Source organism: Tepidimonas taiwanensis (assembly GCF_020162115.1).
GTDB lineage: Bacteria > Pseudomonadota > Gammaproteobacteria > Burkholderiales > Burkholderiaceae_C > Tepidimonas > Tepidimonas taiwanensis.
On sequence record NZ_CP083911.1, the window covers coordinates 2,560,581 to 2,575,005 of the forward strand.

Sequence of the window (14,425 nt, forward strand, 5' to 3'; positions counted from 1 at the left end):
TACAATGTGGCGGATTTTCCCGGGGTCGCCATGTCCAGCAGCAACGTCCAGGTCGGTGTCGTCATGGGGTCCAGCAGCGACTGGGACACCATGCAGCATGCGGCTGCCATTTTCCAACAGTTCGGCGTCGCGTTCGAGGCGCGCGTCGTCTCGGCCCATCGCATGCCGGATGACATGTTCGCGTACGCCGAAGCGGCCGAGGGGCGGGGGCTGAAAGCCATCATCGCCGGGGCCGGCGGGGCGGCCCATCTGCCGGGGATGCTCGCGGCCAAGACCATCGTGCCGGTGCTGGGCGTGCCGGTGCCGAGCCGCCACCTGCAGGGCGTCGATTCGCTGCACTCGATCGTGCAGATGCCCAAAGGCGTGCCGGTGGCGACGTTTGCGATCGGCGCGGCGGGAGCGGCCAACGCGGCGCTGTTCGCGGTGGCGATGCTCGCGCACGAAGACGCGGCGCTGCGCGCCCGGCTGCACGCCTTCCGCGCCGAGCAGACGGCGATGGCGCGCGCGATGACGCTGCCGCTGGAGACCGGCGCATGAGCGCCGCGCCGATCCTGCCGGGCCCGGTCGAAGGGCGGCGGCTGGCGACGCTGGGCGTGATGGGCGGCGGGCAGCTGGGCCGCATGTTCGTCCACGCGGCGCAGGCGCTGGGCTTTCAGACCGCGGTGCTCGACCCGGACCCGACCAGCCCGGCGGGGCGCGCGAGCGACGTCCACATCGCCACCGCGTACGACGACGAGCAGGGCCTGGCGCAGCTGATGCAGCGCTGCGAAGCCATCACGACCGAATTCGAAAACGTCCCCGCCGGGGCGCTGGCGACGCTGGCGGCGCAGCGCCCGGTCGCGCCCGCGCCCACCGCCGTGGCCATCGCGCAGGACCGCATCGCGGAAAAAGCACACTTCGCCGCCTGTGCGCGCGACACGGGCGTGGGGCCGGCGCCGTATGCCGTCATCGAGGCGGAGGCGGACCTCGCGCGTGTGCCGGACAGACTGCTGCCGGGCATCCTGAAAACCGCCCGGCTGGGCTACGACGGCAAGGGTCAGGTGCGCGTCGACGATCGCGCCGCGCTGGCCGCCGCGTGGGAGCGGCTGGGGCGGGTGCCGTGCGTGCTGGAGCAGCGGCTGGCGCTGCGCGACGAGCTCTCGGTCATCGTCGCGCGCGGCGCCGACGGGGCCGTCGTGCATTTTCCGGTACAGCGCAACCTGCACCGCGACGGCATCCTCGCGGTCACCGAGGTCTGGTCGGGCAACGTCCCCGATACCCTGGCGCAGCGGGCCGTCGCCGCCACGCGCGCGATCGCCGCGCAACTGCACTATGTCGGCGTGTTGTGCGTGGAGTTCTTCATCGTCGACGACGGCAGCGCAGACGGGGCCCTGGTGGTCAACGAGATGGCGCCGCGCCCACACAACAGCGGCCACTACACGATCGACGCCTGCGACGTGTCGCAGTTCGAACTGCAGGTGCGCGCGCTCGCGGGACTGCCCTTGGCCGCGCCGCGCCAGCACAGCGCGGCGGTGATGCTCAACCTGCTGGGCGACCTGTGGTGGCGCGACGGCCAGCCGGTGACGCCCGACTGGGCCGGCGTGCTCGCGCTGCCGGGCGTGCGCCTGCACCTGTACGGCAAGCACACGGCGCGGCCCGGGCGCAAGATGGGACACCTGACGGTCACGGCCGCGGATGCGCAGGCGGCCATCGCTACCGCGAGGGTGGCCGCACAACGGCTGGGCATCGCGCCATGGCGCTGATCCGCGACGCGCAGGGCAACGGGGCCGCGGACGCCATCGCCGACGCGGTCGCGCGGCTGCGCGCCGGCACGCTCGTGGTGATGCCGACCGAAACCGTGTACGGCCTGGCGGCGGATGCCGACCAGCCCGCGGCGGTGGAGCGCATCTACGCGGCCAAGGGACGGCCCGCCGACCACCCGCTGATCGTCCACGTGGCCGGTGCAACGGCGGCGGAGCGCGCCGACCCCATCGCGCACTATGCCGCGTCGATCCCGCCTTTCGCACAGCGGCTGATGGACGCCTTCTGGCCCGGTCCGCTGACGCTGATCCTGCCGCGCCGCGCCGGCGTGGCCGAAGCCGCCGCCGGGGGCCAGCCGACGATCGGGCTGCGCTGCCCGGCGCACCCGGTGGCGCAGGCGCTGCTGCACGCCGCCCGCGCCGCCGGTATCCGGGGACTGGCCGCGCCCAGCGCCAACCGCTTCGGCCGCGTCAGCCCCACCGCGGCCGCGCACGTGCTCGCCGAACTGGGGCATCTGGCCGACGACGCGCTGCTGATCCTGGACGGCGGTGCTTGCCCGGTCGGGATCGAGTCCACGATCATCGACGCCTCGCGCGCGCGGCCGGTGCTGCTGCGCCCGGGCATGATCGGCCGGGCCGAATTGGAGCGGGTACTGGGCGTGCCGGTGGCCGACCGGGATGCCGCCGCGCCCCGTGCGTCCGGCACGCTCGCGTCGCACTACGCCCCGCGGGCCCGGGTGCGGTTGATGGACGCCACCGAGCTGCAGACCGCGCTGGATCTCGCCGGCCCCCAGGCGCGCCATATCGCCGTGTACCACCGCAGCCCGCTGCGCGTCGTCAGCCCGCACGTGCGCGCGCGGCGCATGCCCGACGATGCCGCCGTATGCGCGCACGAACTGTTCGCGGTGCTGCGCGCCCTCGACGACGGCGCAACGCAGCATATCTGGGTCGAACGCCCCCCGACCGACCCCGCGTGGGACGGCGTGCGCGACCGGCTGCAGCGCGCGGCGGCTTGAGAGGTGCCCCCTCTCATCGGCCGTAGCGGATGCGCATCACCAGTATCGACAGCGCCAACGCCAGCGTGATCGCGTTGGCGACGATGATCGGCCACGACCCGAGCAGCACGCCATAGGCCAGCCACAGCGCCACGCCAGTGGTGAAGACGCTGTACATCCCCAGCGAAATGCCGCTGACGTCGCGCGTACGCCACGTCAACCAGGCCTGGGGAACGAAGCTCGCGGTGGTCAGGATCGCGGCGACCGCCCCCACCCATTCGGTCCACACCGTGCCCATCGCCGCGTCAGCGCGTCTCGGGCAGCTCGATCTTGACTTCGAGCACTTCGAGGTTGTCCTGCCGCTCCAGGTGGACCTTGATGTCGTCCGGGTTGATGGCGATGTACTTGCTGATCACCGCAACCAGGTCGCGCTGCAGCGCCGGCAGGTAGTCGGGCTCGGAGGCGTTGCGCCCCGCACGCTCGTGGGCCAGGATGATCTGCAACCGCTCCTTTGCGACGGCCGCGGATTTTTTCTTTTCCCCGAGCAGGAAAGACAGCAGGGACACGGCGCTCACCTCCCGAACAGGCGCTTGAAGAAGCTGGGCTTTTCCGCCTCGGTGAAGCGCAGCGGCACGTCGCGCCCGAGGAAGCGTTCGATGACGTCCTTGTACGCCTCGGCGACGTCGGTCCCCTGCAGGTGAATGGCCGGCACGCCCTGGTTGGACGCCTGCAGCACCGCTTCGCTCTCCGGAATCACACCGATCAGCGGGATGCGCAGGATATCCTGGATGTCCTGCAGCGAAAGCATCTGGCCGTCCTGCACGCGGTTGGGGTTGTAGCGCGTGATCAGCAGGTGTTCCTTGACGGGCTCGCGGCCCTCGATTGCGCGCCGGGTCTTGGAGCTGAGCATGCCCAGGATGCGGTCCGAATCGCGCACCGACGACACTTCCGGGTTGGTCACGACCAGCGCCTCGTCGGCGTAGTGCATCGCCATCAGCGCACCGGTTTCGATGCCGGCCGGCGAATCGCAGACGATGTACTCGAACCCCATGCCCAGCAGGTCGTTGAGCACGCGCTCGACGCCCTCCTGCTTGAGCGCTTCCTTGTCGCGCGTCTGGCTGGCCGCGAGCACGTAGAGCTGGTCGACCTGTTTGTCCCGAATCAGCGCCTGATTCAGGTTGGCCTCGCCGTGGATGACGTTGACGAAGTCGTACACGACGCGGCGCTCGCAGCCCATGATGAGGTCGAGGTTGCGCAGGCCCACATCGAAATCGATCACCACCGTCTTGTGCCCCTTGAGGGCCAACCCGGTGGCGAACGAGGCGCTGGTCGTGGTTTTGCCCACGCCGCCTTTGCCTGAGGTGACGACGACGATTTTGGCCATGGGTCGCTTTCGGTCGAGAAATGGGGATCGAAGGGTCAGACGAGGGGTTCGAACAGCAGCTTGTCACCGTCCGGACCGCTGGCGAGGCGCACCTGCGTCGGCCGGCCACGCACGTTGTTCGGCCAGGGGTGCTCGGCGGTACGGTAGACGCCGGCGATCGAGATCAGCTCCGCCTCCAGCGACAGCGCGAACACGCGCGCATCCGTCAGGCCGCGCGCGCCAGCGATCGCCTTGCCACGCAGCGGGGCGTACACGTGGACGTGGCCGTCCGCGATCACCTCAGCGCCCGGGTTGACCATCGCCAGCACGACCAGATCGCGGCCGCGCGCGTACACCTGCTGACCCGAACGCAGTGGCCGGTCGACAACCAAGGCCGACGATAACACGGGCGGTTCTGCGCTGGGGGTGGTCGAGGAGGATGGTGCAGGGGTTTCGCGCGCAACGCGGGTCTGGGTGGGCGTCAGCGCTTCCGCCACCACGCAGCCTTGCTGACGCAGGTCGTGCTGCCACGCGGGGCTGCCGCCCTGAAAGGCAAGCGGCGCCAGGCCGATCTGGCGCAACCGCTGCAGCACCGCCTGCCGCTCCAGCGCCGTGGCATCGCCGCCCAGCCAGTCACTCAAGTCCAGCAACGCCGGCTCGTTCTCGAAAAACCCGGGTGTGTCACCGTAGCGTTGCTCGATCTCCTGTAGCACGCCCGCCACGTTCGGTCCGCGCAGCCGAACGACCGCCACCGGCATGTGGCCGTGGCGGATGTCGAGGGCGGCGGGTGTCGTGGCGGTTTTGGACATGGATCGGTACGGGTGCGCATCTTAGCAGCGGATCGTCGGAGGTTTTGTGGGGGCGCACCCTGCTTGCGATGGTTGTTCACGCGTGCTTTGGGTTGTTCTTTTCCAAAAAACAGTTTCTTCGGTAGTCGTCGTAGCTAGAAGACCGCGCCGACGCGTGGAAAGCCCGGTTTTCATCGGAAAAACCATCGACTTGGCCGACGCACAACCCTGTGGGGGAGGAGGCGGCGAGGCGCGGCGCGAGCGTGAACAAAAGCGTGTGGTTGCCCCACGCGTGTGGACAAGTGGGGGGTTGTTCGGGATTTGTCCACAGGGTTGTCCCAAAAAAGAAAAGCCGCCCGGGTGACGGGCGGCGGTTGGAGGCGGGAAAAGACGGGTAAAGGTGGGTAAAGGCGGGCGATCGCGCGGGCGGACGCGGTCCGGCGGCCGGGGATCAGTCCCGCACGGTGTAGCCTTCGTCGCGGATCGCATCGGCGAGGGCGACGCGCGACCGGTCGGACTCGACTTCGACGCGGCGCTCGTCCAGGTCCACGCGGACCTGCGCCTGCGGGTCGAGCGCGCGAATCGCTTGCGTGATGGCCTTGACGCAATGGCCGCAGGACATGCCGTCGACGGTGAAGACGTGTTGCATGGTCGCTCCCGATTCGATGAGGGTGGAACAAAGGGCAGGCACCCATGATACGACCGCGGCCGTGCAGGCGCACGGGGCGGCGTGAAGGCGAACGAAGCGGCATACTGCGGACATGGCGAGTAACGAACCGATGGCCGCGGACGCCGACGTGTCCGGCGGCAGCTGTGATCTGGGGATCGGGGGCATGACCTGTGCCTCGTGTGTGGCGCGGGTGGAACGGGCGCTGCGGCGCGTGCCCGGCGTGGTGGAGGCCAGTGTCAACCTGGCCACCGAGTCGGCGCGCGTGCGCTGGCAGGCGGACCCCACGGTGGCGGCGGAGCTGCCGGCGCGGCTGCAGCGCGCGGTGCGCGACGCCGGCTACGAGCCGCGGCCGATCGACGACGGCCGCAACGAGGACGACGCGGCCGAACGGGCGCTGGCGCGCGAGCGCGGGTGGGTGATCGCGGGTGTGGTGCTGTCGCTGCCACTGGTGTGGCCGATGCTGGGCCTGGCCGTGGGCGAGCATTGGATGCTGCCGCCGCTGTGGCAGTTTCTGCTCGCCACACCGGTGCAGTTCGTGCTGGGGGCGCGCTTTTACCGTGCCGGCTGGCACGCGTTGCGCAGCGGCAGCGGCAACATGGAGCTGCTGGTCGCGCTGGGGACGACGGCGGCGTGGGGCATGAGCGTGTGGCTGTGGTGGCGCGCGGCGCCGGGCGAGATGCCGCACCTCTATTTCGAGGCTTCGGCGGTCGTGATCACACTGGTGCGGCTGGGCAAGTGGCTGGAGGCGCGGGCCAAGCGCCGCACGACGGCGGCGATCCGCGCGCTGCAGTCGCTGCGGCCGGACGAGGCGCATCTGCTGCCCGACGGCGTGCGGCGCGAGACGATGGTGGACGTGCCGGTGGCGGAGCTGCTGCCGGGGGACCGGGTGCTCGTGCGAGCGGGCGAGCGCATCCCGGCCGATGGCGTCATCGAGCGCGGCCGCACGCAGGTGGACGAGTCGATGCTCACCGGCGAGCCGCTGCCAGTGGCCAAGGGTGAGGGCGACACCGTCACCGGCGGCAGCCTCAACGGTGACGGCGCGATCGAGGTGCGCGTCACGGCCGCGGCGGCGCAGTCGGTCCTGCAGCGCATCATTTCACTGGTGCAGGACGCGCAGGCGGCCAAGGCACCGGTGCAGCGGCTGGTGGACCGCGTCGCGGCGGTGTTCGTGCCGGTGGTGGTGGTCATCGCGCTGGTGACCGCCGTGCTGTGGTGGGGGGTGGGTGGCGCGACGTTCGAGACTGCCGTGCTGCACGCGGTGGCGGTGCTCGTGATCGCGTGTCCGTGTGCGTTGGGGCTGGCGACGCCGGCGGCGATCATGGCGGGAACCGGCGCGGCGGCGCGCCACGGCATCCTGGTCAAGGACGCCGAGGCGCTGGAGCTCGCGCAGCGCGTGCGCACGGTGGCGTTCGACAAGACGGGCACGCTCACGGTGGGGCAACCGCGACTGGTCGCGCTGGTGCCGGCACCAGGGGTGGACGAGGCGGCGGCGCTGCGCACCGCGGCGGCGTTGCAGGCGGGCAGCAGCCACCCGCTCGCGAAAGCCGTGCTCGCGGCCGCGGGATCGGCGGCGTTGCCCACGGCCACCGACGTGCAGGCGGTACCGGGGCGCGGCATGCGCGGCGTGGTGGAGGGGGTGCCGATCGCGTTGGGCAGTCCGGCGTGGATGGCCGAGCTGGGCTGCGTGTGGCAGGGCCCGGCGTCGCCCGACGGGTGGGACGCGGCGATCGCAGCGCAGCAGGCGGCGGGGGCGACGCTCGCGGTGCTGGCGGCGGCGCTCGGCGAGGCGTGGCGGCCGTTGGCGTTGCTGGCCTTTGCCGATGAGCCGAAGCCGGGGGCGGCGGCGGCGATCGACGCCCTGCGCGCGCGCGGGTTGGCGGTGGTGATGATTTCCGGCGACCAGCGCGCCGCGGCGGAGGCGATGGCGCGGCGCCTGGGCCTGCGGCCCGAAGCGGGCGAGGTGCAGGCCGAGGTGCTACCGGGCGACAAGGCGGCGGCGGTGCGCGCCCTGCGCGAGCGCGGGGGGCTGGTGGCGATGGTGGGCGATGGCATCAACGACGCGCCCGCACTGGCCGCCGCGGACGTCGGTATCGCGATGGGCAGCGGCACCGACGTGGCGATGCACGCCGCGGGCATCACGCTGCTGCGCGGCGATCCGGCGCTGGTGCCGGCGGCGCTCGACATCTCGGCGCGCACGGTCCGCAAGATCAGGCAAAACCTCTTTTGGGCCTTCGTCTACAACGTCGCTGGCATTCCGCTGGCGGCGCTCGGCGTGCTCGACCCGGTGTTTGCCGGCGCCGCGATGGCGGCCAGTTCCGTCAGCGTGGTCACCAACGCGCTGTGGCTGAGCCGTTGGCGGCCGCCGGCGCTCGCCGCCGCGGCGAGTACTTCTTGACGCACGTCAAGACCGTCGGGCGCGATCCACGGCATGCTGGGTGCGGATTCCGTTATCGGGGGGAACGGTTCGCGCTTTCCCCGGAGGAGGCATCGCATGCACCCGTCGAGCGCCCTGCGCACCATCCGCGAAGAACATGCGGCCCTGGCCGCGATGCTGCAGTCGCTGCTGTGGCTGATCCGCCGCGGCCCGGGCGACGAGCGCGCGCGCTTCTTCGACACGCTGCGTGCGATGCTGTTCTACATCGACGAGTTTCCGGAGCGGCTGCACCACCCGAAGGAGTCCGATCTGCTGTTTCCGCGCGTGGCCAAGCGCGAGCCGGCGCTGCTGCCCGTCATCACCCGGCTGGAGCAGGATCACATGAAGGGCGAGTCGCAGGTGCGCGAGTTGCAGCACCTGCTGCTCGCGTGGGAGTGGCTGGGCGACGAGCGCCGCGACGCATTCGTCGAGGCATGCGAGCGCTATGTGGGGTTCTATCTGGAGCACATGCGGCTGGAGGAACAGGAGATCCTGCCTGCCGCGCAGCGGGTGCTGGACGCCGACGACTGGCGCGCGCTCGACGCGGCGTTCGAAGCCAACCGCGATCCGCTCACCGGCCGCTACCCGCCGGACCCGGCTTACGAGCGCTTGTTCCAGCGCATCCTCGAAGTGGCGCCGGCGCCGATCGGCCTCGGTGCGTGAGGGCTGACCCGGGCGGGGCCGCGGGTGGCCGGTCTGGTCGGCCTTTGGCCTTTGATTTTCCAGTGACCTTATCGTGTCGTTCGGGCGCGAGGGGGATTTGTGTCCCCCACAGCGGCCTGTAAAGTTGACAAAGGATGGGGACGCAACACAAAACCGTGCCGCAGCGAGAGGCCATCGGTCCTATCGCGCTTGGCAGGGCTACAGGTGCCAAGCGCGCGTCCATCCGCCGTCAAACGCCCCACGCTGAGCGGGTCAACGACCGAGCGCGTCGAGCCATTCGTCGAACGCAGCCAGCAGCCGGGCCACGTGGTCGTCGCCCGTCGCGGGTGAGCACAGCATCATGCCGTGGAAGGGCGTCAGCAGCACGCCGCGGTTGAGCAGGAACAGGTGCAGGCTGGCTTCGAGCGCGGCCTGGGCGTGCTGGCGCACGTCGTCGGCGTTGCGTGGGGTGCGGGGCATGAACTGCAGTTCCATGCGCGCGCCCAGGCGCGTGACGGTCCACGGCAGCTGGCGGTGGTGCAGCCGCGCGTTCAGACCCGCCTCCAGCGCGTCGGCGGCGCGGGCCATCGCGGCATAACTCGCCGGGGTGTGCAGGTGTTCGAGTGCCGCCTCCAGCGCGGCCAGCGCCAGCGCGTTGGCGGTCAGCGTCGTGCCGATGCCGCTGTGCCCCTCCGGCGCAGCGTCCTTGGCGTTGCGCATGCGCGCGGCCACCTCGGCGGTGAAGCCGTACACCGCGCAGGGCACACCGCCGGCGACGGCCTTGCCCGCGATCCACATATCGGGTGACAACGCGTGCGTCCGCGCGTAACCGCCGACGCCGCTGGAGAGCGTGTGCGTCTCGTCCAGCACGAGCAGCGTACCGTGGCGGCGGCACAGCGCCTGCGCGGCTTCCCAAAAGCCCGGTGCCGGCGGTACCAGCCCGAAATTGGTCAGCGCCGGCTCCGCCAGCAGCGCTGCCACCTGTCCGTCGGCCAATGCGGCGTCCAGCGCGTCGAGGTCATTGAACGGGATGACGCGCGTGAATGCGTGATGGTCGTGCACCCCGCCGAGCACCGAGCGCCGGCGCACGGTGGCACCGGTGGCGGGGTCGCGGTCGACGAGGGTGTCGTCGACGGCCCCGTGGTAGCAGCCGTCGAACACCAGCACCTGCGGCCGGTCGGTGATGGCGCGCGCCCAGCGCAGCACGAAGCGGTTGGCGTCGCTGGCGGTCATCGCGAGCTGCCAGTACGGCAGACCGAAGCGCTGCGCCAGCCGCTCGCCGACGCGGGCGGCCGCCTCGGCCGGCAGCATGCAGGTCAATCCCTGCGCGGCCTGCGCCGCCACCGCCTGCGCCACCGGGGCGGGCGAATGACCGAACATCGCGCCCGTGTCACCCAGGCAGAAATCGACGTAGGCGTGGCCGTCGACGCAGGTCAGCGCCGCCCCGTGGGCGGCGCGCACGAACAGCGTGACCGGGTTGGGCCAGTCGCGCATCCAGTGCAACGGGACGCCGTACAGGTAGTGCGCCGCACAGCGCTCGGCCAGTGCGCGCGAGGTCGGGTGGGCGGCGAGAAACCGTTCGCGTTCGCGCGCCTGCAGGGCAGCGAGTGCGGTCGGGTCGGGCCAGGGGGAGGGTGGGATGTCACGCATGATCGGACAGCATAAAAAGCCTGGCGTCACAATGCGGGGCCATGTCGCACGACGATTCGGGGTCCGCTTCCGCCGCGCCGCCGCTGCACCGGGGGGTTTGGCTCGCGCTCGGGCTGTCGCTGGGGGCGGCGGTGTCGCTGGGCATCACCCGCTTTGCCTACGGGCTGCTGCTGCCCCCGATGCGCGCCGACCTCGGCTGGAGCTACCTGCTCGCCGGGGCGATGAACACCGCCAACGCGGTCGGCTACCTGGTCGGGGCGCTGACCGTGCCGGGGCTGATGCGGCGCTTCGGGCCGGTGGCGGTGCTGATTGGCGGTGCGCTGCTGGCCGCACTGTTCATGGCGGGCAGCGGCTGTTTCACGGCCGACGCACCGCTGCTGGTGCAGCGCTGGCTCGCGGGCATCGTCAGCGCGTGGATGTTCGTCGCGGGCGGCCTGCTCGCGGCGCGGCTGAGCAACGGCTGGCCACGCCACACGGGGTGGCTGCTGGGGCTGTACTACGGCGGCGTGGGCAGCGGCATCGTCGTGTCGGCGCTGGCCGTGCCGGCCCTGCTGGATTGGGCAGCCGCCCGGCCCCACGGGTGGGCATGGGCGTGGTGGGGCTTGGCGCTGGTGTGCCTGCTGGCGGCGGCGGGGCTGGTGTCGACGTGGCGCGCGCTGGCGGCGCAGGGCCTCGGTGGGACTGTCACGGGGCGTGCGCCGTCGGTAGCGCCCAGTAGCGCCCCGGCAATGGAATCGTCCGCGCCGGGCACGGCCGACCTGCTGCGGGCCTTTGCGCCGGCGCTGCTCGGGTACGCGCTGTTCGGGGTTGGCTACATCGGCTACATGACCTTCGTCATCGCGCTGTTGCGCGACCGCGGCACGGCGGCGGCGGACATCACGGCGTTCTACGCGCTGCTGGGGGTGGCGGTGATGGCGTCGTCGCGCCTGTGGGCGGGGTGGCTGGACCGCTACCGCGACGGCCGACCGCTGGCGCGGCTCAACGCGCTGCTCGGGCTGGCGACGGTGCTGCCCGCCTTGACGCCCGCGTGGCCGCTGGTGCTGGCGTCGGGCGTGCTGTTCGGTGCGGTGTTTCTGTCGGTCGTCGCGTCCACCACGGCGCTGGTGCGCCACAACCTCCCCGCGTCGCGCTGGGCAGCGGGCATCAGCGCGTTCACCATCGTGTTTGCCGTTGGCCAGATCGTCGGGCCGACGGTGGTGGGCTGGATCGGCGACGGCCCCGGTGGCCTGGAGCGGGGGCTGCTGTTCTCGGCGCTGGCGCTGTGGCTGGGCGCGCTGGTGGCGTGGCGGCAGCGCGCGCTCCGTTGAGCGCACCTCAAGGGCGCAGGCCAACGACGCGGATGGTCCACGGCTCGCTTGAGGCCGGGTCCACACCGACTTCGACTGCGCGCACGTCCGCCGCGCCCGGCACCTGCAGGCGCGTCAGGTTGAGCACCGGCTTTTTCTGCAGCACGAATGGCTGGTCCAGGACGAGCCGGTGGCTGTCACCGTGGATCAGCAAGACCGGTTTGCCCCAGCGGGCCGCCAGCGGCACGAGGGTTTCGCCGATGACGGTGCGAAACCCGGACGCGGTGCCAAAGGTTTCAGGTGGCGTCTGGTTGTCGAAGGGATCGGCCTGCATCGCGATCACCATCGCGGCGGCGTTGCGGGCCTGCGCGAGCTCGAACGCGGCGCGCAGCCAGGCCGCGTTGGCGCGGTCGCGCTCGAAATATTCCGCCACCGCACGCGGGTCGCGCGTCTCGAAGTTGTTGTTGCTGCCGACGACGTGCACGGTTACGAACAGCACGTCGCCGGCCCACCAGCGCTGGTTTTCCACGTAGGTCGCGAACGCCGGCATCAGCGCGGACTGATTCTCCACCGGCAGCGGCTTGCTACCCAGCGAACGGCCGGGTGTGTAGAACCGCTGCCGCAGGGCGGCCAGGCGCTCCAGGGGGTCGTACGCGCCGTTGTTGGCGCGGTGGCAATCGGTCCATTCGTTATCGCCCGGCGTATAAATCACCGCGCCCGCGTATCGGCCGAAGTGTTCGAGCTGTGCGGCGAACTCCTCATCGCTGCACAGGGTGGAGCCGGCTTTGATGTCGCCTACGTGGACGGTGAAGGCAGGCTGCAGGGCGTTGACGCGCTCGATCAGCGCGCGGTATGGGGGATAGCTCTTGTCGGGCGGGCCGTAGGGCATGTCGCCCAGCGCAACGAAACGCAGCGCCTGGGCGGCGGCGACACCGCACCAGCCCAGCAGCAGCGCGGCGGTCAGCGTGACAAGCCAGCGGGAAGGGGATCGCATCGGGGGACTCCGCAGACGGTTGGGGTAGGATGACCGGAGTGTGGCGCGGTGTTTTGACAGCCCGATGAAAAAACGCCGATCCGTAAGGGCCGGCGCGCAAAAGGTCATCCACGGGCAACCCCGGACAACCGCTTGGAGAACCGGGGGACCGGCGGTCAGAAGTCGTGGCGCACGCCCACCGCGTACAGGCGTTCGTCCTTGGTTTTGACGCCGAGGTTGTTTTTTACCTCGACGTTGCGCGGTTCGCCGTTGATGGGGCGGTGGATGCAGTATTAATCGCGCGGCGCATTGCCAGCGGGTTCAGATGTCCGGCGGCGGGATCCCGTCCGCGTCGCCGGACCTGGTGGCCCAGCGCCGGGCCTGCGGCGAGCTGGTGCGCGTCCTCGATGGTGGGGTCACCGACCGCTGGTCGCTCTCCGCCACGCTGTTGGTCCGGCGCGCTCGGTTGGTGCCTGGTCCGCGGCGCTCCCGCGCGATTGGTTCTGTCGCGAGGCCCGGCCAGCGGTTATCGTAGGGTTCACCGACCGCCATATCCCGATACCGCCACCACCGCATGCTGCGCCCCTCCTTGCTGCGCTCCGACACCCAGCTCAACACCGACAGCTACTACGAGGCCAGCGTCACGCGCCCACCGGCGCAGCCGCTGCTGCAGGGCACCGTGCGGGCGGACGTGGTCGTCATCGGCGGCGGGTACGCGGGGCTGAGCGCCGCGCTGGAGCTGGCCGAACGGGGTCGGCGTGTCGTGCTGCTGGAGGCCGAACGCGTCGGTGCGGGGGCCAGTGGGCGCAACGGCGGCCAGGCGATCGTCGGTTATGCGTGCGGCATGGGCCCGCTCGAGGCGCAGCTCGGCGCCGAAGGGGCGCGCCAGGCGTGGGCGATGTCGCTCGAGGCCGTGCGGCTGCTCGACGAGCGCATCGCGCGCCACGGCATCGACTGCGACCGCGTGCACGGCTACCTGTACGTGGCCGACAGCCCGCGCAAGGCCCGCGCGCTGCACGCCGAGCTCGACGCGCTGCAGCGCGACTATGGGTTCGCGGTCGAATGGACGGAAGGGCCAGCGGTGCGCGAGCGCATCGACAGCCCGCGCTACGTCACGGCGGCCTACGAGGCGGTGTCCGGCCACCTGCACCCGCTCAAATACGCGCTGGGGCTGGCGCGCGCCGCGCAGGCGGCGGGTGTGACGCTGCATGAGCACAGCCCGGTGCGCCGGCTGCGCCCGCACGGGGCGGGCGTGCGCGCCGAAACGGACGCGGGCGCGGTCGAGGCCGACTTCGCCGTCGTCGCCGGCAACTGCACGCTCGCCGAACACGGCCCGGGCGTGCTGCGCGCGATTCACCCGCGCATCATGCCCGTGGGCACGTACATCCTCGCCACCGAGCCGCTGCCGCGCGCGCTGGCGGCGTCGCTGATCCGCGACAACGCGGCGGTGTGCGACAACAACGTGGTGCTGGACTATTTCCGGCTCAGCGCCGACGACCGGCTGTTGTTCGGCGGGCGCGTCAGCTACACGACGATGACCCCGCCGCGGCTGCGCGAGACGATGCAGCGGCGCCTCGTGCGCGTGTTTCCGCAACTGGCGGGGGTGCGCAGCACGCACTTGTGGGGCGGCTTCGTCGACATCACGATGAACCGCGCGCCGGACTTCGGGCGCGTGGGCGAGCGCGTGTACTACCTGCAGGGCTTCAGCGGGCACGGGGTGGCGCTGACCGGGCTCGCGGGCCGGCTCGTCGCGGAGGCGATCACGGCGCAGTCCGAGCGCTTCGACTTGTTGGCGCGGCTGCGGCACCGGGCGTTCCCGGGCGGGCCGTGGCTGCGCACGCCGCTGCTGGCGCTCGGGATGGCGTGGTACCGCTGGCGCGACGCGCTGGGCTTCTGACGCCCACCG

At 71.4% G+C, this 14,425-nt stretch carries 14 protein-coding genes; 7 read left to right on the forward strand and 7 right to left on the reverse strand.

The window, feature by feature from the left end; translation table 11 throughout:
• Positions 1 to 30: 30 nt before the first annotated feature.
• From purE to LCC91_RS12115, 3 genes are read left to right on the forward strand one after another with little or no spacing between them, the layout of a single operon-like run.
• Positions 31 to 537: a 5-(carboxyamino)imidazole ribonucleotide mutase gene (purE, locus tag LCC91_RS12105; RefSeq protein ID WP_143897982.1), complete on the forward strand. Its 507-nt coding sequence runs from the start codon at positions 31 to 33 to the stop codon at positions 535 to 537.
• A complete protein-coding gene (locus LCC91_RS12110; RefSeq protein WP_143897980.1) occupies positions 534 to 1,742 on the forward strand; it encodes a 5-(carboxyamino)imidazole ribonucleotide synthase in 1,209 nt (402 codons plus the stop codon). The genes purE and LCC91_RS12110 overlap by 4 nt, the downstream gene beginning before the upstream one ends.
• Entirely contained in the window at positions 1,733 to 2,755 is a 1,023-nt protein-coding gene (locus LCC91_RS12115; RefSeq protein ID WP_143897978.1) for an L-threonylcarbamoyladenylate synthase, read from the forward strand. The genes LCC91_RS12110 and LCC91_RS12115 overlap by 10 nt, the downstream gene beginning before the upstream one ends.
• Before the next feature lie 13 nt (positions 2,756 to 2,768).
• Here LCC91_RS12115 and LCC91_RS12120 read toward each other — a convergent pair whose 3' ends face one another.
• The 5 genes from LCC91_RS12120 to LCC91_RS12140 form a co-directional block, all read right to left on the reverse strand.
• A complete protein-coding gene (locus LCC91_RS12120) occupies positions 2,769 to 3,032 on the reverse strand; it encodes a SemiSWEET transporter (protein ID WP_043699298.1) in 264 nt (87 codons plus the stop codon).
• Between the two features lie 7 nt (positions 3,033 to 3,039).
• Positions 3,040 to 3,300, reverse strand: a complete 261-nt coding sequence (gene minE / locus LCC91_RS12125; protein WP_043699365.1) for a cell division topological specificity factor MinE — start codon at positions 3,298 to 3,300, stop codon at positions 3,040 to 3,042.
• A gap of 5 nt (positions 3,301 to 3,305) precedes the next feature.
• On the reverse strand, positions 3,306 to 4,118 hold the full coding sequence (minD, locus tag LCC91_RS12130) for a septum site-determining protein MinD (protein ID WP_043699299.1): 813 nt from the start codon (positions 4,116 to 4,118) through the stop codon (positions 3,306 to 3,308).
• A gap of 35 nt (positions 4,119 to 4,153) precedes the next feature.
• Complete coding sequence (minC, locus tag LCC91_RS12135; protein WP_043699304.1) at positions 4,154 to 4,906, reverse strand: septum site-determining protein MinC; 753 nt, start codon at positions 4,904 to 4,906, stop codon at positions 4,154 to 4,156.
• Between the two features lie 430 nt (positions 4,907 to 5,336).
• Complete coding sequence (locus tag LCC91_RS12140) at positions 5,337 to 5,534, reverse strand: heavy-metal-associated domain-containing protein (RefSeq protein WP_043699310.1); 198 nt, start codon at positions 5,532 to 5,534, stop codon at positions 5,337 to 5,339.
• A gap of 112 nt (positions 5,535 to 5,646) precedes the next feature.
• Between LCC91_RS12140 and LCC91_RS12145 the strand changes: the two genes are divergently transcribed.
• Together LCC91_RS12145 and LCC91_RS12150 are read left to right on the forward strand one after the other, a co-directional pair.
• Complete coding sequence (locus tag LCC91_RS12145) at positions 5,647 to 7,950, forward strand: heavy metal translocating P-type ATPase (protein WP_221934157.1); 2,304 nt, start codon at positions 5,647 to 5,649, stop codon at positions 7,948 to 7,950.
• Positions 7,951 to 8,046: 96 nt separating this feature from the next.
• Positions 8,047 to 8,631, forward strand: coding sequence for a hemerythrin domain-containing protein (locus tag LCC91_RS12150; RefSeq protein WP_043699316.1), 585 nt, complete (start codon positions 8,047 to 8,049; stop codon positions 8,629 to 8,631).
• A 252-nt stretch (positions 8,632 to 8,883) separates the two neighbouring features.
• Here LCC91_RS12150 and LCC91_RS12155 read toward each other — a convergent pair whose 3' ends face one another.
• The gene (locus LCC91_RS12155; protein ID WP_043699320.1) at positions 8,884 to 10,260 is read right to left on the reverse strand and encodes a transaminase; all 1,377 of its coding nucleotides are present in this window, start codon (positions 10,258 to 10,260) and stop codon (positions 8,884 to 8,886) included.
• Between the two features lie 41 nt (positions 10,261 to 10,301).
• Here LCC91_RS12155 and LCC91_RS12160 point away from each other — a divergent pair, with 41 nt between their 5' ends.
• A complete protein-coding gene (locus LCC91_RS12160) occupies positions 10,302 to 11,567 on the forward strand; it encodes a YbfB/YjiJ family MFS transporter (RefSeq protein ID WP_052231428.1) in 1,266 nt (421 codons plus the stop codon).
• Between the two features lie 7 nt (positions 11,568 to 11,574).
• Here LCC91_RS12160 and LCC91_RS12165 read toward each other — a convergent pair whose 3' ends face one another.
• Positions 11,575 to 12,540, reverse strand: a complete 966-nt coding sequence (locus LCC91_RS12165; RefSeq protein ID WP_052231429.1) for a metallophosphoesterase — start codon at positions 12,538 to 12,540, stop codon at positions 11,575 to 11,577.
• 553 nt (positions 12,541 to 13,093) lie between these two features.
• Between LCC91_RS12165 and LCC91_RS12170 the strand changes: the two genes are divergently transcribed.
• Entirely contained in the window at positions 13,094 to 14,416 is a 1,323-nt protein-coding gene (locus LCC91_RS12170; protein ID WP_043699324.1) for an NAD(P)/FAD-dependent oxidoreductase, read from the forward strand.
• The last annotated feature ends 9 nt before the right edge of the window (positions 14,417 to 14,425 follow it).